Origin of the sequence: Porphyromonas canoris (assembly GCF_000769115.1) — a bacterium.
Lineage (GTDB): Bacteria > Bacteroidota > Bacteroidia > Bacteroidales > Porphyromonadaceae > Porphyromonas_A > Porphyromonas_A canoris.
Window position 1 is genome coordinate 41602 of the sequence record NZ_JQZV01000006.1, and the last position, 23810, is coordinate 65411.

The 23810-nt window shown below is 45.9% G+C and carries 22 protein-coding genes; 21 read left to right on the forward strand and 1 reads right to left on the reverse strand.

Going from position 1 to position 23810, the window contains the following annotated elements:
- Positions 1–91 precede the first annotated feature (91 nt).
- The 14 genes from HQ43_RS02840 to HQ43_RS02905 all read left to right on the forward strand — a co-directional run bounded on the left by HQ43_RS02840 (position 92) and on the right by HQ43_RS02905 (position 13710).
- Positions 92–1609, forward strand: a complete 1518-nt coding sequence (locus HQ43_RS02840; protein WP_036789407.1) for a sensor histidine kinase — start codon at positions 92–94, stop codon at positions 1607–1609.
- 58 nt (positions 1610–1667) lie between these two features.
- Positions 1668–2411: a response regulator transcription factor RprY gene (gene rprY, locus HQ43_RS02845; protein WP_369794005.1), complete on the forward strand. Its 744-nt coding sequence runs from the start codon at positions 1668–1670 to the stop codon at positions 2409–2411.
- 192 nt (positions 2412–2603) lie between these two features.
- The gene (locus HQ43_RS02850; RefSeq protein ID WP_052103039.1) at positions 2604–3587 is read left to right on the forward strand and encodes a ribonuclease Z; all 984 of its coding nucleotides are present in this window, start codon (positions 2604–2606) and stop codon (positions 3585–3587) included.
- Between the two features lie 11 nt (positions 3588–3598).
- Positions 3599–4267, forward strand: a complete 669-nt coding sequence (locus HQ43_RS02855; RefSeq protein WP_036789409.1) for a uracil-DNA glycosylase — start codon at positions 3599–3601, stop codon at positions 4265–4267.
- Between the two features lie 57 nt (positions 4268–4324).
- Positions 4325–5347, forward strand: coding sequence for an aspartate-semialdehyde dehydrogenase (locus HQ43_RS02860; RefSeq protein WP_036789413.1), 1023 nt, complete (start codon positions 4325–4327; stop codon positions 5345–5347).
- A gap of 861 nt (positions 5348–6208) precedes the next feature.
- Entirely contained in the window at positions 6209–6664 is a 456-nt protein-coding gene (locus tag HQ43_RS02865) for a thioredoxin family protein (protein ID WP_036789416.1), read from the forward strand.
- A gap of 30 nt (positions 6665–6694) precedes the next feature.
- Positions 6695–7696 (forward strand): PhoH family protein, encoded by a 1002-nt coding sequence (locus HQ43_RS02870; RefSeq protein WP_036789792.1) that lies wholly within the window; start codon positions 6695–6697, stop codon positions 7694–7696.
- A 17-nt stretch (positions 7697–7713) separates the two neighbouring features.
- On the forward strand, positions 7714–8664 hold the full coding sequence (locus HQ43_RS02875) for a phosphoribosylaminoimidazolesuccinocarboxamide synthase (RefSeq protein ID WP_036789418.1): 951 nt from the start codon (positions 7714–7716) through the stop codon (positions 8662–8664).
- Positions 8665–8686: 22 nt separating this feature from the next.
- Entirely contained in the window at positions 8687–9424 is a 738-nt protein-coding gene (gene ubiE / locus HQ43_RS02880) for a bifunctional demethylmenaquinone methyltransferase/2-methoxy-6-polyprenyl-1,4-benzoquinol methylase UbiE (protein ID WP_052103040.1), read from the forward strand.
- 6 nt (positions 9425–9430) lie between these two features.
- On the forward strand, positions 9431–10225 hold the full coding sequence (locus tag HQ43_RS02885; protein ID WP_036789420.1) for a shikimate dehydrogenase family protein: 795 nt from the start codon (positions 9431–9433) through the stop codon (positions 10223–10225).
- Between the two features lie 46 nt (positions 10226–10271).
- A complete protein-coding gene (locus tag HQ43_RS02890; protein ID WP_036789421.1) occupies positions 10272–11198 on the forward strand; it encodes a hydrogen peroxide-inducible genes activator in 927 nt (308 codons plus the stop codon).
- 75 nt (positions 11199–11273) lie between these two features.
- Positions 11274–11819, forward strand: coding sequence for a nucleotide exchange factor GrpE (locus HQ43_RS02895; RefSeq protein ID WP_036789422.1), 546 nt, complete (start codon positions 11274–11276; stop codon positions 11817–11819).
- A gap of 27 nt (positions 11820–11846) precedes the next feature.
- A complete protein-coding gene (gene dnaJ / locus HQ43_RS02900; protein ID WP_036789424.1) occupies positions 11847–13001 on the forward strand; it encodes a molecular chaperone DnaJ in 1155 nt (384 codons plus the stop codon).
- A 277-nt stretch (positions 13002–13278) separates the two neighbouring features.
- Positions 13279–13710, forward strand: coding sequence for a copper resistance protein NlpE (locus HQ43_RS02905; protein ID WP_036789426.1), 432 nt, complete (start codon positions 13279–13281; stop codon positions 13708–13710).
- 876 nt (positions 13711–14586) lie between these two features.
- Here HQ43_RS02905 and HQ43_RS02910 read toward each other — a convergent pair.
- Entirely contained in the window at positions 14587–15258 is a 672-nt protein-coding gene (locus HQ43_RS02910; protein WP_036789428.1) for a DUF5715 family protein, read from the reverse strand.
- A 7-nt stretch (positions 15259–15265) separates the two neighbouring features.
- Between HQ43_RS02910 and HQ43_RS02915 the strand changes: the two genes are divergently transcribed.
- The 7 genes from HQ43_RS02915 (at position 15266) to pyrF (ending at position 23629) form a co-directional block, all read left to right on the forward strand.
- Positions 15266–15493 (forward strand): hypothetical protein, encoded by a 228-nt coding sequence (locus tag HQ43_RS02915; RefSeq protein WP_036789430.1) that lies wholly within the window; start codon positions 15266–15268, stop codon positions 15491–15493.
- Positions 15494–15620: 127 nt separating this feature from the next.
- Complete coding sequence (locus tag HQ43_RS02920; protein ID WP_036789433.1) at positions 15621–16925, forward strand: dihydroorotase; 1305 nt, start codon at positions 15621–15623, stop codon at positions 16923–16925.
- Positions 16926–16945: 20 nt separating this feature from the next.
- Positions 16946–18034 (forward strand): carbamoyl phosphate synthase small subunit, encoded by a 1089-nt coding sequence (locus HQ43_RS02925; RefSeq protein ID WP_235305939.1) that lies wholly within the window; start codon positions 16946–16948, stop codon positions 18032–18034.
- Between the two features lie 7 nt (positions 18035–18041).
- Positions 18042–21224, forward strand: a complete 3183-nt coding sequence (gene carB, locus HQ43_RS02930) for a carbamoyl-phosphate synthase large subunit (RefSeq protein WP_036789436.1) — start codon at positions 18042–18044, stop codon at positions 21222–21224.
- A gap of 14 nt (positions 21225–21238) precedes the next feature.
- A complete protein-coding gene (locus HQ43_RS02935) occupies positions 21239–21985 on the forward strand; it encodes a dihydroorotate dehydrogenase electron transfer subunit (RefSeq protein WP_036789438.1) in 747 nt (248 codons plus the stop codon).
- A complete protein-coding gene (locus HQ43_RS02940) occupies positions 21979–22890 on the forward strand; it encodes a dihydroorotate dehydrogenase (protein ID WP_036789441.1) in 912 nt (303 codons plus the stop codon). The genes HQ43_RS02935 and HQ43_RS02940 overlap by 7 nt, the downstream gene beginning before the upstream one ends.
- A gap of 37 nt (positions 22891–22927) precedes the next feature.
- A complete protein-coding gene (gene pyrF, locus HQ43_RS02945) occupies positions 22928–23629 on the forward strand; it encodes an orotidine-5'-phosphate decarboxylase (protein WP_036789445.1) in 702 nt (233 codons plus the stop codon).
- Positions 23630–23810: the final 181 nt, after the last annotated feature.

Consider the following 23810-nt stretch of genomic DNA (forward strand, 5'->3'; position numbering starts at 1 on the left):
CTTCCTCAAAACAAGTATTATTAACAAAGTGAAGCTTAATATTTAACTATTATTATATTAAAAGCAAGATTTTATTCTCTTAATTTGCAACATGAGAAAGTCCATTATATGGCCTATCGTTGTTCTGGCGGTGTTCACACTTGTAGGTTTGTTGGTAATGCAAATCAACTATGTGTCCATCATGTACGACTCTCGTGCAGAGCAGTTTAATTCTGCCGTCAGGAGAGCTCTCAGCAATGTGAGCCGACAATTGGAATATGATGAAGCTCGACGCATATTGCAGAGCGAGCTACTGGGGAGAAAGGTTTCCATAACCGAATCCACTCCCTCGACTGATCTGCTCGGCAGCGGCACGAGCCTTTATACTACAGCTATCGATCCTAAGCTGTTTCAGCTTGATCAGCTTCCTGAGGTCAGCCAGTCTCATTGGGCAAAGAAAGAAGATCAGTTCGTTGCGACTTCTTCCAAGTTGCAGGAAGAGCTGCGAAAGAAGTTTCAGTATCAAAAGGAGATCATGAATGAGGTTGTTTTGGATATGATTACCCAAAATGACGAACTTCCTATCTATGAGAGAATTTCGCGAACTCAACTTAAAAACGCCCTTGCATTTGAGCTTGAGAATAATGGCTTGAATCTTTACTACGTTTACGATGTGGTGGATAAGAACAATCACAGCTATTTCTCAACAGGTAAAATACCAAAAGGAGAGGCAGAGTCTACGTTCTCGCAGCTCATTTTTAAGAAAGACAGGCCGTCTCGTTATCTGTTTCTGAGAGTTTATTTTCCGGGACGAGGAGACTATCTGTATGAGACGATAGACTTTTGGGTGCCGAGTGCTCTGTTTACGATTTTCGTATTGGGAATGTTTATTTACACTACCGTTCGGGCTACCAGACAGCGTAAGTTGGCTATCATCAAGAATGATTTTGTAAACAACATGACGCATGAGCTGAAGACCCCGGTGAGTACGATCCGTCTGGCAAATGAGTTTCTCATGGATAATAACTTGAATCTGTCACGAGAGCAAGTACAGAACAGGCTCAAAGTAATAGATCAAGAGACGAAACGACTGAGTAATCTGGTGGATCAGGTTCTTTATACCTCGCTTTTGGATAAGAATTCCACTGTTCTGAAAATGGAAGAGTTGGATATTCAGGAACTGATTCTTGAGATTGCCAATACATACAGCATAAAAGTCGAAGGCATTGGAGGAACTGTTGATATAGAACTGGATGCTACGGAGAATGATGTTTTTGTCAACCGTACGCACATGACAAATATCATTACGAACCTGCTGGATAATGCTATAAAGTACAGACGTGAGGAAGCTCCGTTGCAGTTGAAGATCGGTACGGCTAATGAAGGAGATAAACTGTGTATTTATGTATTGGATAATGGGATAGGTATCAAAAAAGAGTATTTGAAGAAGATTTTTGAGCGTTTTTTCAGAGTTCCTACCGGAAATGTTCATAACGTCAAAGGATACGGATTGGGGCTCTCTTATGTGGCAAATCTTATGCAACAGATGAACGGAAGCATCAAAGCGGAAAGCGAGCCGGGTCAATGGACGAAGTTTTCTATTTATCTCCCTCTTATAAAGGACAAGTAAATACAGACAGCAAAAATAAAAACAGAAAAATTACATAACCCTTTAAAACATTTATACTATGAACTTGGATGAAAGAATTAGAATCTTCTTCTGTGAAGATGACGAGAACTTAGGTTTGCTACTAAGAGAATATCTTGAAGCAAAAGGCTATAAGGCTACACTATTTCCTGATGGAGAGGCCGGCTATAATGAAATAGCTCAAAACCCAACAGAGTATGATATTTGTGTATTGGACGTAATGATGCCTAAGAAAGATGGCTTCACTTTGGCTCAAGATATCCGTAATATCAATCCGGATCTCCCTATCATTTTCCTCACAGCTAAGAATATGAAGGAGGATGTTTTGGAGGGATTCAAACTTGGTGCAGACGACTATCTTGCCAAGCCTTTCAGCATGGAAGAGTTGGTAATGCGTATAGAAGCGGTTCTTCGTCGTGTTAAAGGTAAGAAGATCAAAGAGACTCCTTTCTATAAGATCGGAGAGTTCTTATTCGACACTCAAAAGCAGATTCTCTCTATCGGTAATAAGTCCACAAAACTTACTACAAAGGAGACAGAACTCTTGACACTTCTCTGCAGCCATGCCAATGATGTATTGGAGAGAAACTATGCTTTGAACATTATTTGGAATGAAGATACTTACTTCAACGCAAGAAGTATGGACGTTTATATCACAAAGCTTCGTAAGCTATTGAAAGATGATCCTAATGTTGAGATTATCAATATACATGGTAAGGGGTATAAGTTGATCACTCCTATGGCAGATCTTCCTCTTTCTGAAGAAAATATTCAAGTGATATAATATTAAGATTAAGCATGAGGGCTGTATCGGGACGAATATGAATCTTGATACAGCCCTTTGTTGTTTTAGATGATTAGAGGAAGAGAAATTTTCTCTATTTTTACTCTTCCAAAAATAAGAACAAGAGATTTTACTGCAGATCTTCGGGAGGTTAAGATGCTTTATTCCTATATCCTATCTTTATAATTATAAATGTCTTCTAAGAAATCTACATCGCACTACACGGGAGACGGCATGTGTGTTCATATTTTAGGTTGTGGCTCTGCCAGGCCTTCTCTGTCGCATTTCCCCAGTGCGCAGATGGTGCGTTTGCGAGACAAATGTTTCTTGCTGGACTGCGGAGAGGGAGCTCAGATACAGCTCCTAAAGTATAGAGTGCCGTTCTCTTCTTTGCATCGTATCTTTATTTCGCACATGCACGGAGATCATTGTCTTGGTCTTCCTGGACTGCTCAGTACGATGGCGCTGCAAAAGCTGACATTCCCGATGCACATTTACGGACCGAAAGGGATAGCCGATTTTGTGGATTATATTGTTCGGACATTCTGCACCGAGGAAGAGCTTCGGTTTCATGTCCATGAGATAGATCATAAAGCCGCTCCCATGGTTGTTTTTGAGGATAAGAGCATTACGGTAGAAGCCATTCCTCTGAAACACAGGATGCCTACTGTGGGATATCTTTTCAGAGAAAAAAGCTTGCTGAAAGCTCTTGATAGGTCATCTGCCGATTTTTATGGTGTTCCCGTTTATTGGTTCAATCGGATAAAGTCGGGAGCAGATTTTATTACCGAAGATGGCATTGTTATTCCCAACTCTCGTCTTACTCATCCCTCTCGGAAGCCTTATAGCTACGCTTATATCTCCGACACGGCATACTCTCCTTCGATAGTTCCACACATACGGGGAGTGGATCTGCTTTATCATGAAGCGACCTTTGAGAAAAGTCTGAAGGAGCGTGCTGCCAAGACTTTTCATTCCACAACGGAAGATGCCGGGAAGATAGCCGCAGCAGCAGAGGTGGGTCATCTGCTGATAGGGCATTACTCGGCGCGCTACTCTCGCTCTATTGATATGGAACGCCTGCGAAGTGAAGCTGCCGAACATCATCCCAGAACAATCGCAGCCAATGAGGGGATGTTTTTGGACTTAAAAGAGCTGCGAAACCAACTACAATAGTATATATCGACATGGATGTAAAGATAGAACCGTCTTGGAAAGAGCGACTGAAAGAGGAGTTTGACCGCCCTTATTTCGAGCAGATTGTTTCTCAAGTAAAAGCCGCATATCGCTCGGAGCCGGTGGCGCCTGAGGCGAAGAATATTTTCAGGGCTTTCGATCTCTGTCCTTTTGATAAAGTAAAGGTTGTCATTTTAGGTCAGGATCCTTACCATACTCCCGGTGTGGCGGACGGATTGGCATTTTCTACCTCTCCCGGAAGTCCTATCCCTCCATCGCTGAAAAACATATTCAAGGAGCTTGCATCGGATCTTAAAGTCCCGGAGCCGATGAGCGGAGATCTCACCCATTGGGCAGAAGAGGGCGTATTCTTACTTAACAGTATTCTTACGGTAAGGCAGGGGATGGCGGCATCTCATGGCAGAATGGGATGGGAGATATTTACGGACAGAGTCATCGAGGTCTTGAGCCGGGAGCGAGCACATCTGGTATTCATCCTGTGGGGCAGTAAAGCTGGGATGAAGCAGCAGTTTATAGACACGTCGAAGCATTATGTGATAAGATCTGCGCACCCATCGCCTCTTTCGGCGCACAATGGTTTTTGGAAAAGCGAGCCTTTCAGTAAGGCAAATTTTTTCCTTGTTCAGCACGGAATCCAACCCATCAAGTGGATCAAATAATCGGAACGCTCTGTCATTTGCAGAGCAATAATTAACTCTTAAAAAAGAAATAATGATATGAACATAGCAGTAGTAGGAGCGAGTGGTGCCGTTGGGCAGGAGCTTCTTCGGGTTTTGGAGCAGAGGGCATTTCCTTTCACGTCTCTGACTCTTTTCGGATCTTCCCGGAGTGCGGGTACGACCTATACGGTGGCTGGTAAGGAGTATGTGGTAAAGGAGTTGAAGGAGAATGACGATTTCAAAGGTATCGACATCGCGTTTACTTCTGCCGGGGGGAGCACTTCGGAACGTTTCCGCGAGACGATCACCAGGCACGGAGCGATCATGATAGATAACTCAAGCGCTTTTCGGATGGATCCGGATGTCCCTTTGGTTGTTCCGGAGGTGAATCCGGAAGATGCGTTCAAGCATCCGAAGGGCGTTATTGCCAATCCGAACTGTACGACCATTCAGATGGTTGTCGCTCTCAATGCGCTGCATAAGGTGAGTCCGATCAAGAGCGTACATGTCTCCACTTATCAGGCTGCAAGTGGAGCAGGAGCCACCGGGATGCAGGAGTTGGAGGAGCAGACCGTGGCTGTTGCAAACGGCAGAGAGCCTCGTGCCGAGAAGTTTGCCTACCCTCTTATTCATAACCTTATCCCTCAGGTCGATGTCTTTACGGACAATGGCTACACGAAGGAAGAGATGAAGATGTTCCACGAGACGCGGAAGATCATGCATGCTCCGGATCTGAACGTGAGTGCGACTTGTGTGAGAGTTCCTGTACTCCGTGCGCATTCCGAAGCCGTTTGGGTTACGATGAAAGATCCGATGACGCCCGAACAGGCTCGCGAACTGTTTCTCCGCACACCGGGAGTGATTGTCTTGGACGAGCCGTCAAGTAAATCTTATCCGATGCCAAGGGATCTTTCCGGCAGAGATGAGGTTTTTGTCGGTCGTATTCGCCAAGATCTCTGCTCTCCGAATGCCATAACTTTCTGGTGTGTGAGTGATCAGATCCTCAAGGGAGCGGCTCTGAATGCCGTGCAGATCGCGGAGCTGCTGCTGTCTCGCGGGAAGAGTTGCAGCGGAAAATAGCAGCCCGAAAGCGAGGCGATTATTTTGGGAGATTGCTCCGCACGTATAACGGAAGAAAGAAGAGACCGAGCATCCGGGTTCCGGAGCTTGGTCTCTTTTTTGTGGAGTTATGAGCCGTATTTCGGGGGATTATTATGGTTTTCAAAATCGGTAATTACCATTCTTCGGTTTAGTAATTACCATTCTTCGGTTTAGTAATTATCGTTTTTCGGTTTAGTAATTATCGTTTTTCGGTTTAGTAATTATCGTTTTTCGGTTTAGTAATTACCGTTCTTCGGTTTAGTAATTACCATTCTTCGGTTTAGTAATTACCATTCTTCGGTTTAGTAATTACCATTCTTCGGTTTAGTAATTACCATTCTTCNTCGGTTTAGTAATTACCATTCTTCGGTTTAGTAATTACCATTCTTCGGTTTAGTAATTACCATTCTTCGGTTTAGTAATTACCATTCTTCGGTTTAGTAATTACCATTCTTCGGTTTGGTAATTACCGTTCTTCGGTTTAGTAATTACCGTTCTTCGGTTTAGTAATTACCGTTCTTCGGTTTAGTAATTACCGTTCTTCGGTTTAGTAATTACCGTTCTTCGGTTTGGTAATTACCATTCTTCGGTTTGGTAATTACCGTTCTTTGGTTTAGTAATTATCGTTCTTCGGTTTAGTAATTACCGTTCTTTGGTTTAGTAATTACTGTTCTTCGGTTTAGTAATTACTGTTTTTCAGATTGCTCCTTATCAATCTTGAGGCGATGGCTATCATTTTGCTCCGTCTGTAAAAAATAAGGCGGAAAAACACTATATTTGCGGTCGGCAGACATGATGAATTATTATTATACCAATCAGTTAAAAACGAAAAAAACAACCATGAAAGGAACAAGACTATTTTCACTACTTTCTGTACTCGCAGTGGTACTTTTTCTGCTCCCTTCCTCACTGTCCGCACAAAAGGACTCAAAGGCAGAGGGCGGTATCATTAAAATTGACGCGGAAACATTCAGAGTAAAAATACACGACTACAAGAACGGAGCCGAGTGGAATTATAAGGGAGACATCCCTTGTATCATAGATTTCTATGCGGACTGGTGCGGACCCTGCCGTCAGCTTAAGCCTACGCTCGAACGCCTCGCAAAAGAGTACAAAGGCAAGATATACATCTATGCAGTGGACGTGGATGCCAACAGAGAACTCGCCGAAGCATTCAAAGTACGCTCCATACCGATGACTCTCGTCGTCCCAATGAAAGGTAAACCGCTTATGAATACAGGAAATCTTCCTTACGACGTGTTCAAAAAGCAGATAGAAGAGGTTCTTAAAAAGTAATATCCGATAAGAGTAAAGCCACCCATGCAGATGTTGGAAAGGATCTTTGTTCTGAATGACGCAGACCCGATAATCTTTTTCGGGCTGAACAACAAGAACATCCAGCTGCTGAAAGATTTACATCCGAAGCTGAGAATCATAGCCAGAGGCAACCTCATAAAGGTGATGGGAGAGGAAGAAGAAACGTCTGCCTTTATCTCCCTGCTGCGAACACTGGAACGATACACAGAGACTTTCAACTCCTTATCGGAAGAGGTGATACTCGCACATACAAGAGGAGGAGACAACAATGTCTCCTCCTCTACACCATCCAACGATGTGTTGATCTTCGGACTTAACGGCAAACCCATATCGCCCCGAAATGAAAACCAAAAAGAGATGGTGCGCCTGGTCGAAGAGCATGACCTCGTCTTCGCAACCGGACCCGCCGGGACGGGAAAGACATTCATGGCTATCGCCCTCGCGGTGAAAGCTCTCAAGAACAAAACAATCCGTAAGATCATCCTCAGTCGTCCGGCTGTTGAAGCAGGAGAGAAGCTCGGATTCCTTCCCGGAGAGATGAAAGACAAGTTGGATCCCTATCTCCAACCTCTGTACGATGCACTCGGAGAACTCATCCCACCCATGAAGCTCAAAGAGTACATGGAGATGGGTGTGATCCAAATAGCACCTCTCGCTTTCATGAGAGGACGAACCCTCTCGGATGCCATCATCATTCTCGATGAAGCTCAAAACACATCGCCACATCAGATAAAGATGTTCCTGACTCGCTTGGGAAACAACGCAAAGATGATCATCACCGGAGACATGACACAGATAGACCTCCCCGCCGGTACTCAGAGCGGTCTCAAGCAGGCACTTTATATCCTTAGAGGGATAACGGAGGTCGGACACATAGATTATAATGCCAAAGATATCGTGAGACACCCTCTGGTGAAGAAGATCGTAAACGCTTACGATAAGTTTGACAAACAAGAAAAGGCTAAGAAAGAGAAAAAAGAGAGTGAAAGCTCAAAAACTTCAAGTTTATAAATCATACCCCAATAGCTATGAACAGCAAATCATTAACAAAAACCGACTTTAACCTGCCTCGACAAACCGCAAAGTATATAGGCAAGGTGAGAGATGTCTATACGATAGAAAACGATATACTGGTTATGGTCGTTTCCGACCGTATCTCGGCATTTGATGTCGTTCTTCCCGTAGGTATCCCTTACAAAGGGCAAGTCTTGAACCAAATAGCTGCATATCATCTCGATAAAACCGCAGATATTGTTCAGAACTGGAAGATCTCCACACCCGATCCGATGGTTACCATAGGACATAAGTGCGAGCCGTTCAAGGTTGAGATGGTTATTCGTGGCTATCTTACCGGAAGTGCTTGGAGAGCATACAAGAAAGGGGAACGTACATTGTGCGGTATCACACTCCCCGAAGGTATGAGAGAAAACGAAAAGTTCTCTCAACCCATTATCACTCCTACCACCAAAGCAGACGAAGGACACGATGAGAACATCTCCAAAGAAGAGATCATCGCTTCCGGTCTGGTATCTGCGGGAGATTATCAACGCTTAGAAGAGATTACTTATGCCCTTTTCCAACGAGGTACAGAGCTGGCTGCGGAGAAAGGATTGATCTTGGTGGATACCAAGTATGAGTTCGGAAAGAAAGACGGAGAGATCTATCTTATAGATGAGATTCATACACCCGACTCTTCTCGCTACTTTTACAGCGAAGGATACGAGGAGAGATTCCAAAATGGAGAACCTCAGAGACAGCTCTCTAAGGAGTTCGTTCGCCAATGGCTCATAGATCACAACTTCCAAGGAAGAGATGGCGATGTAATGCCTGAGTTTACCGATGAATACGTAGAAAGCATCAGCGAACGCTACATAGAGCTTTATGAGAATATCATAGGCGAGAAGTTTGTAAAAGGAGATACTTCAAAACTTTCAGAACGCATAGAGGGAGCTATCTGTAAGGCTATTGATAGTCTTTAAGATCAATCCTCTTTTAGATATAATGTCGCAACAAGAACAGATAGAACGGGATAGACTCTACCATAAAGAGGCAGAGTCTATCCGTTCTATGTTTAATAACATTGCCCAAGAGTATGATAAACTCAATGGGATAATGTCTCTCGGTTTAGATAAGAGATGGCGAAAGCTGTGTGTGCAGAAGGCTTCGGAGAATGCTCCGCATAATATTCTTGACTTGGCTACGGGCACAGGAGATTTGGCTTTTGCACTGAAAGAAGCCAATCCCGACGCTTCTCTTGTGGGGCTCGATCTCACTGAAGGAATGCTTGAAGTGGCTCAGTACAAAGCAGCGGAGATGGGATACACTCTTAAAGAAGTCTCTTTTGTTCATGGGGATGCTCTTGATCTCCCTTTCCAAGATCAGAGCTTTGACGCTGTTACCATCGCGTTCGGCATCCGAAACTTTCAGAACATCTCTCGTGGCTTATCCGAAATCTTTCGCATCTTGTGCCCCGGAGGACGTCTCTGTGTATTGGAGTTGGCAGAGCCTTCCAGACGAATATTGAAACCATTTTACAAGATCTACACGCAGTATTTCATACCACTGCTCGGAAAGGCGGTGGCTCACGACAAGCAGGCTTATCAGTATCTTCCCGATAGTATAAAGACTGTTCCGATGCGAGAGAATATGTGTCGATTGATGTCTGACGCCGGCTTTCAAAATGCACGCTTCTACTCTTTCTCTCCGGGAGTCTGTGTGCTATATGTAGGAGATAAATAGAACAAAATGAGTAGTCCGGTTCTATATGGACTATTAGGGTATCCGATAGAACACTCCAAGAGTCCTGCCTTTTTTAATACTCTTTTTTCAAAGGAGGGTATCCCGGCTCGTTATGCTCTTTTTTCGTATAAAGAGCTAACCGATTTTCTCGCTGAGATAGAGAGAAATCGCGATATGTCCGGTTCTCTTGCCGGCTTTAATGTAACAAGTCCCCACAAATCCGACATCATCCCCTACCTGCACGCATTATCTCCCGAAGCAGCTGAGCTTCAAGCTGTCAATGTTGTCAAGGTGAAGCGTGAGGCATTGACCGGAAAAGTTCTATGGTATGGCTACAATAGCGATGTCGTAGGTTTTTCAAAGCTGCTTGAACACGCTTTACGGCAGTCCGGAAATCCGTATGTCTCGAAAGCTCTTGTCGTCGGAAGCGGAGGTGCTGCCCGTTCGGTTTGTTACTGTCTCAAGCAAGAGGGTATTGACTATAATGTGGTAAGCAGAACGCCGGATGCCGTAACCAATGGCGTTTCCTATTCATCCCTGAATGAAGATGGTGTCATGGAGAGCTACCCTCTCATTGTTCAGTGTACCCCTTTGGGGATGACCCCAAATATCTCTACTGCCCCTCCCTTACCCTACGAAAAGATAAACAGAAGAGGAACCATCGCTATCGATTTGGTTTATAGCCCGGAAGTTACTCGCTTTATGGCATTGTGTCAAGAGTATGGTGCTCACACCTTTAATGGAGATATGATGCTGGTAGAGCAAGCCAAAGAGGCTTGGCGAATATGGAAAGAAGAGTAGACCGATTGTAGATAAAAAGAGAAGATCAGAATAAAGATTATACAGAATGAACCTTCAACAACTCGAATATCTGCATGCTTTGAAAAAGCATAAGCACTTCGTAAAGGCAGCCGAGGCATGTAATGTTACTCAGCCTACCTTGAGTGCCATGATACAGAAGCTGGAAGCAGAGCTTGGTGTAACTCTCGTGGATAGAGCGCATCAACCCATAAGACTTACAGCCGTAGGGGAGAAAATAGCAGCAAAAGCGCATGACGTCTTGGGCGTGATAAGAAGCGTCGAAGAGTTGGCTGCCGAAGAAAAAGAGGGTCTTAGCGGAAGTGTCCGAATAGGAGTACTGCCCACTATTGCCCCATTCCTTTTGCCCAGGATCATCACAGCGCAGAAGAAGATAGCGCCCTCGCTCAATATCCACTTCATAGAGCTTACTACCGGAAAGTGTGAGCAGGAGTTGTGTGCCGGAAATATAGAGCTTGCCATCCTTGCAGGAGACCTCAAAGGAGACGGCTTTGCTCTTCATCCTCTTTATTACGAAGAGTTTATCGGATATGTAAGCCGCAATGAACCTCTTTTTGCAGAAGAGAAAATCAAGAGCATGAAAGTAGATCCTAAGACCCTATGGCTTTTGGACGAAGGGCACTGTTTCCGAAATCAGCTGCTCAGGTTCTGCTCTCTTCCTGCCGTGAAGGAGAGACGCATAGACTATGAGCTGGGTGGAATAGAAACCTATATGCACCTGGTCGAGGGCGGATATGGGATAACCTTTGTTCCGGAGCTTGCTGTCTCCACAATGTCTAAGGCACAGAAAGAGCTGTTGAGGCCTTTTGCCATTCCTCGACCCGTGCGTCCGATCTCTTTGGTGCATACTCAGAGCTACGTCCGAGAGAGTATTGTGAGTCATCTGTGCGAGCTTATTCGTTCTGTTGTTCCCTCTGAGATGCACGAGATAAGGGTAGGACAGATGTTGGCATAGGTTTTACTTGCAGTTTGGCAATGCTTTTGCATAGAAGAAAGTAGGAGAACAGACAAAAATAAAGACACAGATACAATGAAAAAAGAAAAGAAAGAGGAGATAGATATAGAGTTGGAAAAGGAGATGCCGGAAGCGGATCTGCCGAAAGAAGAGGGTGCAGAAGAGGCTGCCGAGGGGCAACCAACGTTGGAGCAACGCCTGGCAGAACTCGAAGATACTCACCTTCGTCTCAGAGCGGAGTATGACAACTTCCGCAAACGTACACTCAAAGAGAAGAGCGAACTTATCAGAACCGCCGGAGAGCGTATCTTGACACAGTTTATAAATGTAGCGGACGACTTCGATCTTGCTGTGGCTAATCTCCGTCAGGCAACAGATATGGATGCTGTTGCAGAGGGAATAGATATAATTCGTACCAAGTTTATTTCTGCAATGAAAGCACAGGGTGTTTCGGAGATGGAAGTGCTTGGCGAACCGTTCGATGCCGATCTTTACGATGCGGTGGGCATGTTTCCTGTGGAAGATGCCGATAAGAAAGGTAAAGTGATAGAGTGTGTACAGAAAGGGTACACCTTGAACGATAAGGTGATAAGACACCCTAAAGTGATAGTGGGACAGTAACTTTCTGTACAGTAGCAGATATTTATTATGGCAGGGAAAAGAGATTATTATGAAGTCTTAGGCGTCTCAAAAGATGCTACGGACGACCAGATAAAAAAAGCTTACAGGAAGACAGCTATTAAGTATCACCCGGATAGAAACCCGGACAACAAGGAAGCCGAAGAGAAGTTCAAAGAGGCAGCCGAGGCGTATGGTGTACTTAGCGATCCTGATAAGCGTGCAAAGTACGATCGCTTTGGACATAACGGTCCTGAAATGGGCGGTGGCTTCGGAGACTTTTATGGAGGTGGCATGAGCATGGATGATATCTTTGCTCAGTTTGGAAACATCTTTGGAGGACATTTCGGAGGCTTTGGCGGTTTTGGCGGATCTGCTTCTTCCTCTCGTCGTTCGCGAGGAGGAGACATTCGTGTAACCGTATCTCTGAGTCTTAAAGAGATTGCTCAAGGAGTCGATAAGAAGATCAAGGTAAAGAAACGCAATACTTGTTCCGTATGTAGAGGTACGGGAGCCGAAAGCCCTTCTGATGTACACTCTTGTGCTACTTGTGGTGGCAGCGGAGTGGTATTCCATACACAGCAGAGTTTTCTGGGAACCATCCAGACGCAACAGGTGTGTCCCTCTTGTAAAGGAACCGGTGAGACCATAGACAAGAAGTGTAGACACTGCCATGGAGAAGGTACCGAAATGGGAGAAGAAGTGGTCGCGTTCTCCATCCCGGCGGGTGTACAGCAAGGTATGGCACTTACCGTTTCGGGAAAAGGAAATGCTGCACCGAGAGGCGGAGAGCCGGGAGATCTTATCGTTGTCATAAAAGAGCTGCCGGATGATAACTTTATCCGAAATGGAGACGACATTATTTACAATCTGCTTATCTCTTATCCGGAAGCAGTGGTAGGTGGAAAGGTCGAAATGCCGACAATAGACGGAAAGGTGAAAGTAACGATAGAGCCGGGAACTCAACCCGGTAAGATTTTGCGCCTTAGAAACAAAGGCCTACCATCTTTACGTTCAGGAATCAAGGGCGATCTGCTTGTACATATCAGCATCCATGTTCCTACCCAAATGGATGATAAGGCTAAGGAAGTTATTGATAGAATGGCTGCAATTTCGTTCTTCTCTCCGACTCAATCGGACAGAGAGGCCTATATCAAAGAGCAGAAAGTTAAATACGAATTATAAATTATGAAACTTTAACATGATAGTGCCATTGAAATAGCAAAAAAAAGCAAATAAAGCGTTGGATGGAAAGAAAAAAGGCTTTAACTTTGCAGTGTGTTTTTCATGGTATTAGATTTTTTAAGGTTATCAAATAACAGAACAGAAACAAAGAGGGTGTCGTGAGACACCCTCTTTTGTTTTTATTCACACTATCCGTTCGGAGCATCTGTTTTTCTCCGAAACAGAATGACTATCTTTGCGTTATCCTATTATCACACAACAAAATCATATAAGCAAGATGAAAAAGAGATCTCTTATGATCGTTCTTAGTGCGATCTTCCTTGTTGGCTGCAACAACAAGAGTGGCAACGAGACTGCCACAGAAACTACCGTAGAATGGTCTATTAGCGAGGAAGCTATGGCTGAAGTGCTGCAAGGAACCTTTGAAGGCGTTATCCCTTGTGCGGACTGTGAAGGCATTCGCATGTCTTTGATTCTTTCCGGGGAGGAGTTTTCCCTTACTATGGAGTATATGGGAGAGGAAAACTCAACCTTTCAAGAGAGTGGAAAGTTTACCCTTTTGGAAAATCGTCGTACTATAGAACTCTCTTCTCCGGAGACAGAAACCAGATACTTCAATGTCTATGAAGACAGAGCAGTATTATGCGATTCCAATGGCGTAGAGCCTGAGGGAGAGTTGGCACAAAACTATGTTTTGATCAAAAAGTAGTTCCGGAAGCTCTTTTCAGGTCTCTTCTTTTGTGAGAAGAGAAGCTTCTAATTTTTCAGATATATGTGCCCGGTGTAGTGGTACTTTGAGAAGAACCTGCAAATTTTCTGCTCTTAGAAGATGAAGATTTGCAGGTTTTTTGTTTGCCAAGATTTCTTGCTTTTTCTTTTAATAAGGTTCAGACGTTTTTTCTCCCCTCTATTTTTATATAAAAGTTCTCACCCACTCTGTCGATTTTTCCTTAAAAAGAGGTTCTGAAAGGGTGATACCTCTGTCATAAAATCAGTCTCTAATTTTTGAAGATTGTGTAAGAAGTTTGTGGTCAGTAAGATATGGAAAATCTCGAATTTGGAAAAAATTTTTTCTCAGAGCATTTCATGAGGCCTTTTCGCGTTAATAGGCGTTAATTTTAGCACTCCTATCTGTAAACGTTTCCTAATAGAGAAATTTGCCTTTTCAGGGGCATTTGGGGGTAAAAATACGTAGTAGGCTGATTGTTAGTGTTTTAATGGTTTTGGCTAAACACGTTAATCGAATCCGGTAAACGTGTTTAATGAAATCGGTAAACGTGTTCATTGAAAAATTAAACACGTTAAGCCGAAAGAATATNTTAATCGAATCCGGTAAACGTGTTTAATGAAATCGGTAAACGTGTTCATTGAAAAATTAAACACGTTAAGCCGAAAGAATATGCTCGTTTAGCGTTTTGGCTTAACGAGTATCGGAATTTGTGTTAATAAAATAGGGCAAATTTAACAGTTTGGTCGCGCTCTGAAAACGAGGGGTGCGAACAAAATAGAGAGAGCAAAAACAGGGGAGAAGCACCGGGATGGAATATATAAAAATGAATATCCCCTCGTTTTTCTCATCGGGTTGTCATCGTACCGTGATATGGAAGCAGGGTTGTTTGCGTTCGTGTTTCACGAAACAGCGATCCGCTTGCCGAAGTTCATCAAGCACTTGTGCCAGCACTCCTTTGAGTTGTTCCGGCGAGAGGTCTTTCTCTCCATTGATCGCTGTGTAGCCGGAGGGAGGCTCTACAAACGTAGCCCACGAAATATCTATGGTTGTCCCGTAGAGGTGCGTAGAGTTTGGGGTGGAGTTGACATTGTTTTTCGCCAGACTTTTGACATCCGCAATGGTACGAGTGATGCTCGTTATCTGAAGGCGATACGGTTTTTGCCCATAGAGATAGAGCTTTTCCGAAAATCTTGCACCGATTTCGTCCAACAGATTTTTGGCTTTCGGCACCAGGAACGGTACGGAGTGGGAGAGAGTGGCAAGGCTGTAGTTTTGGGTGTCTTTCACCTCTACCAGATCGCTCCTTCTGCTATCCAGATCCTCTCTGCTCTGCATCGGCTCTATGCCCAACCGCTGTGCCACGATCAGCTGCTCTTCATTGAGGTCGTTGAATGCGGTGTTGTACCGTCCCTTGTAGCTCATCAGCTTCAGCCCTTCTTCGGGAGAGACTCTCTCCATCTCCTTATAATAGTAGGGCGTGATAGAGCTGGTCGAAACCTTTCTCACGACATAAATGGTGCCTGTCATAAGGAGAATGAGCGGGAAGATATACCTTAAAATGTATGGAGACCAACGGATTTTCCGCAGGGTGGAAGAGTCCATTATTTTCATCATCATGAGCCAACTCTTTTTGTTCTTTCACAAAGATAATGAAAAGAGTATTTCAGGCTTGCGCAACCCAAAAGTTTGCACTACCTTTGTAAGAGCAAATCATATAGTACACAATGGAGAGACTAAGGAGTCATACAGGGATGCAGTGTAGCCTTGCCCAAGTCTGTAACACGGGCGGATCTTGCTCCTTTTCCTTTTTTACTCTTACGATATTTCCTCAATTTACTGTTAGGGTAGCCGAGTTGTTCGGTTACCCTTTTTTGTATTAAAGAACCAAGATGAAGAGATCAAGAACAATCTACAAGAATGCAACTGTGTACCGCACGGATAAGAAAGAGCTGGGACGCTTCGACGTAGCAGTGAGAGACGGAAAGATAGAGGCTGTGGAGGCGGTGATAGAACCGAAAGAGCCGGAAGAACAAGTGATAGATCTCTCCGGTCTTACGCTATTGCCCGGCTTGGTGGATGTGCATGTGCACATGCGTGAACCCGGATTTTCCGAGAAAGAGACCTATGCCACCGGAACGGCAGCTGCGGCTCATGGCGGATTTACCGCTATCTGTCCGATGCCTAACCTCAATCCTGCTCCGGACAGCAGCGAGACACTGGCAGTACAGGAGCGCATGATAGAGGAGCAGGCTGTGGTAAAGGTCTATCCGATAGGTTGTATCACGATAGGACAGAAGGGTGGAGGAACTCTTGTGGACTTTGCCGGGATAGAGTCAAGAGTGGCAGGATTTTCCGATGATGGCAGAGGCGTGCAGGAAGATGCCTTGATGGAAGAGGCGATGCGCCGATGCGCCGTGGTGGATAGACCCATTGTGGCTCACTGCGAAGTGGAAGAGCTGATAAAGGGAGGATATATCCACGATGGAGAGTACTGCAAAGCTCACGGACACAAAGGGATCTGCTCGGAAAGCGAGTGGCTTCAGGTCAAGAGGGATATAGAGTACAGCGAACGAACCGGCTGTCAGTATCATGTCTGCCATGTCTCTACAAAAGAGAGCGTGGAGCTTATCCGACAAGCCAAAGCAAAAGGTTTGCGTGTGAGTGGAGAGACGGCTCCGCACTACCTTCTTCTTACCGATGTGGAGATAGAAGAGGATGGAAGATTTAAGATGAATCCGCCTATCAGAAGCAAAGAAGACCAAGAAGCACTCTTCAAAGGTGTTATGGATGGCACATTGGAGTGTATTGCCACGGATCATGCACCGCATACGGCAGAGGAAAAGAGCCGTGGACTGGCAGGAAGCAATATGGGTATCGTCGGACTGGAAACGGCATTCCCTCTGATGTACAAATACTTCGTCGTTACCGGAAAGATGTCTCTCGAACATCTTATGGACTTGATGGCAAACAATCCTCGCCGTCTGTTCCGCATAGATGGCGGTACAGCCGTGGGAGACAGCGCAGACTTTGTGGTGATGGATCTGGAGGCGAAGTACAAGGTGGACCCCGAAACATTCCTCTCCAAAGGTAGAGCCACTCCGTTTACCGGATGGGATGTACAGGGTAAAACGATGCTCACCGTAGTTTCGGGTAAGCATGTCTATGTAGATAACAAGATGTCAGAAAGACTTTAACAGATATATTTTTTCAGAAGATGACGACAACGATAAAGCCATACACCGCAAAGATCGTCCTCAGCGACGGCAGGGAGTTTTATGGTTACGGCTTTGGAGCCAAAGTAGAAGCAATCCGGGAGTTGGTCTTCGATACTGCCATGGTTGGTTACCAGGAGATCCTCTCCGATCCGGCTTACGTGGATCAGGCGGTGGTGCTTACATACCCACTTATAGGAAACTATGGCGTGGCGGATGAAGACTATGAAGCAAAGTATCCTGTAGCAGGAGGATTTGTGGTAAGAGAGTACAACGACTCTCCCAGCAACTTCAGATATACCAAAACGCTGAGTGAAGTGATGGAGGAGTATAATATCCCCGGAATAGCGGGAGTAGATACCCGTGCCCTGACGCGTATAATAAGACAAGAGGGTGCACAGAAAGTGCTCTTCACCTCACCTGATACACCGGTAGAAGAGGCTAAGGCAAAGTTGGACTCTTGGACGCTTCCGACAGACGGTGTCTCTCGTGTAAGCTGTAAGAAAAGATGGCTGACCCGTACACCCGGACATATCTACGATGTGGTCGTGCTCGATTTGGGCGTTAAGTATAACGTCATCAGAAGTCTTAACAGACGAGGCTGCAATGTTACGATAGTGCCTTTCGATACAACGGCGGAAGAGATTCTCGCCTTTGCTCCGGACGGTATAGTCCTTGCCGGCGGACCCGGTAATCCTGCCGATCTTCCAAGTGTGCTGGAGACGATAGAACAGCTTAAGGGGAAAGTGCCGATGCTGGGAATCTCTCTCGGACATACGCTCATCGGACACGCTTATGGTGCAACATCTTACAAGATGCGTGTGGGTCATAGAGGATCTTTCCCGGTTAAGGATCTACGAACAGGCAGGGTAAAGATGGCAGCGGAAAATCATGGATATTCCATGAGAGAGGGTAGCCTGATGGGCACAAAGCTTGTGGCTACTCACCGCAATGTGGTACTGAAGGATATTGAGGGGATGATCTGCGAAGAGGATAAGGTGATGACAACACAGTTCTGCCCGGAAAGTAATCCGGGTCCAACAGATTACAGAGAGGTGTTTGACGGTTTTATAGATCTGATGAAAAAATAAGTAGAAGATGCCAAAGAGAACAGACATAAAGAAGATAATGGTGATAGGCTCCGGTCCTATCGTGATAGGTCAGGCTGCGGAGTTCGACTACGCAGGAACACAAGCCTGCATCGCCTTGAAAGAAGAGGGGTATGAAGTGATTCTTCTCAACTCCAATCCGGCAACAATCATGACGGATACCAACATGGCAGATAAAGTCTATATGGAGCCTCTTACACTGGAATATGCCGCAAAGATTATTCGTTACGAGAGACCCGATGCCCTTCTTCCAAGCTTGGGAGGTCAGACGGGGCTTAATCTTTCCATGCAGCTTGCCAAGAAAGGTATATTGGACGAGTGTAAGGTAGAGATGCTCGGCACTTCTCTCACCTGTATAGAGAGAGCGGAAGACAGGGATCTCTTTAAGGAGTTGTGCAAAGGGCTGGGTGAACCGGTGCTTCCGTCCAAGATCGCTCACACGATAGAAGAGGGAGTGGAAGTGGCTGCGGAGATCGGATATCCGGTGGTGCTTCGTCCTGCATTCACACTCGGAGGTACCGGCGGTGGTTTTGCGGATGATGAGGATGAGCTTAGAGAGCTTATGCGCAATGCACTGTTCCTCTCTCCCGTTCATCAGGTTCTTATAGAGAAGAGCATCAAAGGCTACAAGGAGATCGAGTTTGAAGTGATGCGAGACAGCAACGACACCGCAATGGCAATCTGTAGCATGGAGAATATAGATCCGGTAGGCGTACACACGGGAGACTCTATCGTGGTAGCACCAAGCCAGACACTGACCAATAAGGAGGTGCAGATGTTGCGAGACAGTGCCCTTCGTATCATCCGTGAACTGAAGATAGAGGGAGGATGTAACGTGCAGTTTGCTTTGGATCCACTCTCTTTCAACTACTATTTGATAGAGGTCAATCCTCGTGTTTCTCGCTCTTCGGCTTTGGCTTCCAAGGCAACAGGCTATCCGATAGCTCGTGTTACGGCAAAGGTTGCTGTGGGAATGCATCTGGATGAAATCCTTATCAAGGATCTGCCGGCTTGCTGTGAGCCTACGATAGACTATGTTGTAACAAAGGTGGCTCGCTTCCCATTCGATAAGTTCAGCGATGCTTCCAATGTACTCGGTACGCAGATGAAAGCCACCGGAGAGGTGATGAGTATCGGACGTACCATGGAAGAGTCTTTCCTTAAGGCTATCCGCAGTTTGGAGCAGGGCGTATGCCACGTTCACAAGAAAAGCTTCGACGACAAAACCTCTGCGGAACTTCTTGAATACATCAAGACTCCGACCGATGAACGTATCTATGCCATAGCTCAACTTATCCGAAACGGCGTAGACCTTTCTCTTATCTACAACAATACGAAGATAGACTTGTTTTTCCTTGAGAAGTTCAAAAACATAGTGGAACATGAGGCTTTGGTCCGTAATAATGTCAGGGATGCCGCTGTTCTGAAAGAGGTGAAGAAGCTGGGCTTTAGTGATCAGTATGTGGGAATGCTCTGGAACATGAGTCAGGAAGAGATGTATCTTTTCCGCAAAGAACACCGCATCTATCCGGTCTATAAGATGATGGATAGCTGTGCAGGGCAGACCGATAGGGATATTCCTTACTTCTATTCTACTTATGAGAACGAGTCGGAATCCACTCCGAGCGACAAGAAAAAGATTCTCGTATTGGGTTCAGGTCCTATACGTATCGGGCAAGGAGTGGAGTTTGATTACTCTACCGTTCATGCCGTGTGGTCTATCAGAGAAGCCGGTTATGAGGCTATCATCATCAACAATAACCCGGAAACCGTATCTACGGACTATACTACAAGCGATAAGTTATACTTTGAACCGCTCACGGTGGAAGATGTCATGAATGTGTACGATCTGGAAAAACCTGTCGGCACTATCGTGTCTCTCGGAGGACAGACAGCGATTAACCTTGCAGAGCCACTACATAAACTTGGTGTGCCCATTATCGGTACCGATGTGGAGGCAATACGCAACGCAGAAGACCGTGGATGCTTTGAGCGCATCATGGAAGAGCTGAAAATCCCTCAACCGGAAGCGGAAGCCGTAACCAACATAGAGGATGGTGTGAAAGCAGCAGCACGCATAGGCTATCCGGTACTCGTGAGACCGAGCTACGTTCTTGGTGGTAGAGCCATGCAGATAGTATCCAATGAGGAGAGACTGCGCCACTATCTCCAAAATGCGGTAGAGCTTAACACCGATCAGCCGGTGCTTGTGGACAGATATATTATAGGTAAAGAGCTTGAGATAGATGCCATCTGTGATGGAACGGATGTCTTTATACCGGGTATCATGGAGCACGTGGAGAGAACAGGTATCCACTCCGGAGACTCCATCAGTGTCTATCCGACATTCTCGGTAAGCCAGAAAGTGAAAGAGACCATCCTTGAATACTCCAAGCAGTTGGGCTTGCGAATCGGTATAAGAGGGCTGTTCAATATCCAGTTTATCGTGGACGACAAAGAAGAGGTTTACGTCATCGAGGTTAATCCTCGCTCTTCACGTACTGTGCCGTTCTTGTCCAAAGCAACCGGAATCCAGATGGCTCACTTGGCTACACAGGTTATGCTGGGCAAGAGTCTGAAAGAACTTGGATACAGCTCCGAGTATCCGGCAGAAAAGAAGCGTTGGTATGTGAAAGCTCCGACATTCTCCTTTGCTAAAATAAGGGGTATGGACTCTTATCTCAGCCCGGAAATGAAATCCACCGGCGAGGCTATCGGGTACGACAAAACGCTTACCCGTGCCTTGTACAAAGCTCTCCAGGCTACGGGAATGAATGTGGCAAACTACGGAACCGTGATTGTTACACTTGCCGATGCCGCTAAAGAGAAAGCTCTTCCACTCATAAGACGTTTTTATAACCTTGGCTTTAACATAGAAGCTACTACCGGTACGGCAAAATATTTGAGAGACAACGGAATCCGGACACGTACACTGCACAAGCTGAGCGAGGGTAGTACAGAGATTATAGACTCTTTAAGACAAGGCTATGTGAGCTACGTGATCAACTCGATAGATGTAAATCAGCACAATACTCGTCTGGATGGCTACGAAATACGTAGAGCCGCCGTGGAGAACAACGTTACCGTCTTCACTGCGCTGGAAACCGTGAAAGTATTGTTGGATGTGCTGGAAGAGATCACTCTGAAAGTTTCGACCATAGATGCCGAATAAATAAAACGTATATAATGTACAAGAAAGGAAGATATACTATCCTTAGTAATGTCAATATAGCCAAGGATGTCTGGCAGATGATATTGGAGGGAGATACCCGATACCTTTCCCGTCCCGGTCAGTTCGTCAATATCCTTGTCCAAGGGCATTTCTTACGTCGTCCCATTTCTGTTTGCGACTATGATGACGGCACAATGACCCTTATATATAAGGTCTTTGGCTCCGGCACGGAGGCACTCTCCAAGATGAATGCAGGAGCCGAGCTTGACCTCCTGACAGGTCTTGGCAACGGCTTCGATATATCTGTATCTGCTTCCCGTCCGCTTCTTGTGGGGGGGGGAGTGGGTGTACCTCCTCTTTACAGGCTTTGTAAGGATCTTTCCGATAATGGAGCTGCGCCAATCGTGGTGTTGGGTTTTAATACGGAGAAAGAGATCTTCTATGCCGATAAGTTTGCCGAGATTCCCGGAACAACGGTATATGTCGCCACGGTGGATGGCAGCCATGGATTCAAAGGATTGGTTACGGAGCTTATCATGGATAGCCCGGAGTGTCGGAGTATAGACTATCTTTTCACCTGCGGACCGACGCCCATGCTGAAAGCTCTCCATGCTCTGCCTTTCACCGGACAGTTCTCTTTTGAAGAGAGAATGGGCTGCGGCTTTGGAGGATGTATGGGATGCACACACAAGACAACGGAAGGATACAAGCGAGTTTGCTTGGAAGGTCCTGTATTCAGAAAGGAGGAGATCGTATGGTAGACTTATCTGTAAATCTTAGCGGAGTGGAGTTGGATAATCCCATTATCCCTGCAAGCGGAACATTCGGGTTCGGTCAGGAGTACGCTCCTTTCTATGATCTCAACATACTTGGCTCCATCTCTTTCAAGGGGACTACCAAAGAACCTCGATTCGGTAACCCTACCCCTCGCATTGCAGAGTGCACGGAGGGAATACTCAATGCGGTGGGGCTGCAAAATCCCGGTGTTCACAAGGTGATAGAAGAGGAGCTTCCCCGATTGGCAAAGATTTTCAAGAAACCGTTGGTGGCTAATATCAGCGGATTTTCATTGGAAGAGTATGTCTACTGCACCGAGTTGATGAGCGAAGTGGAGCAGGTCGGCATCATCGAGATCAACGTCAGCTGCCCTAACGTCAAGCATGGAGGGATGAGTTTTGGCACTTGTCCCGATCAAGCCGCACTCGTAACCAAGCATGTGAAAGCCGTAAGCAAAAAACCGGTTTATATCAAATTGAGCCCGAACGTTACGGATATCGTCTCCATCGCAAAGGCATGCGAAGCGGAAGGTGCAGACGGTCTTTGTCTGATCAATACGCTTTTGGGCATGCGCTTTGACCTCAAAAAGCGTCGTCCCATCCTTGCCAATGGTACGGGCGGATTCTCAGGACCTGCGATATTTCCCATAGCTCTTCGCATGGTGTACCAGACACACAAGGCGGTCTCGATCCCTATCATGGGATGCGGAGGCGTTATGACGGCACGGGATGTTCTGGAAATGATGATGGCAGGAGCCACTGCCGTGCAGGTCGGATCCGCCAATCTCATCAATCCCTATGCCTCTAAGGAGATCATCGAAGCGCTTCCGGCGGAGATGGAGAAGCTGGGCATCTCATCCCTCAGGGAGATTATTGGTGTGGCAGAATAAGAGTAAAAGAACACTATTATAGTCAGAACAGAACAACATGGCAAAAGATGTAATCATAGCTTGCGACTTCGAGAGCGCAGAGGCTACGCTCCGTTTCCTGGATCTTTTCCGGGACGAGAAGCCTTATGTCAAGATCGGGATGGAGCTTTACTACGCTGCAGGTCCCGAAATCGTAAGAGAGATAAAGAAGCGCGGACACAAGATTTTCTTGGATCTCAAGCTCCACGACATACCCAATACCGTAAAGAAAGCGATGGCTGTCCTCTCCAAGCTGGATGTGGATATGACTAACGTTCATGCTGCCGGTACGGTGGAAATGATGCGTGCCGCCGTTGAGGGACTCACCAGACCGGATGGCTCTCGTCCGCTGCTCATTGCGGTAACGCAGCTTACGTCCACTTCGCAGGAGCGCATGAATGAAGATCTGCTCATACAAGGCGATATCAACGACGTCATAGCTCACTATGCAAAAAATGCCGAGCGTGCCGGACTCGATGGCGTGGTCTGCTCTCCGCTCGAAGCGGCGGGTGTGAAAGAAGCAACACACCCCTCTTTCCTGACCATCACGCCCGGTGTACGCTTTGCTGATGGGGATAAAGGCGATCAGGTACGCGTAACCACCCCCGAACGTGCTCGCGAAATCGGGTCGGACTATATCGTGGTGGGGCGTCCCATCACTGCAGCTCCCGATCCGGTGCAGGCTTATCGGAAGGTCTGTCGAGACTTCTTGCAGCGATGAAAAAAGTCGCATCCTAAAAATGTGTGCAGCATTTTGATTTTCAGCTTGATGTAAAGGAATTAAAGTCTCCTTTCGGAAAAGGCGAAATTTCTTTGCGGACGAAAATAAATTTCTATGCGGAAAGAAATTTTTCTCCTTGCGGAAGAAGAAAAAACGGATCCGCCCGAATGATAAAAAACAG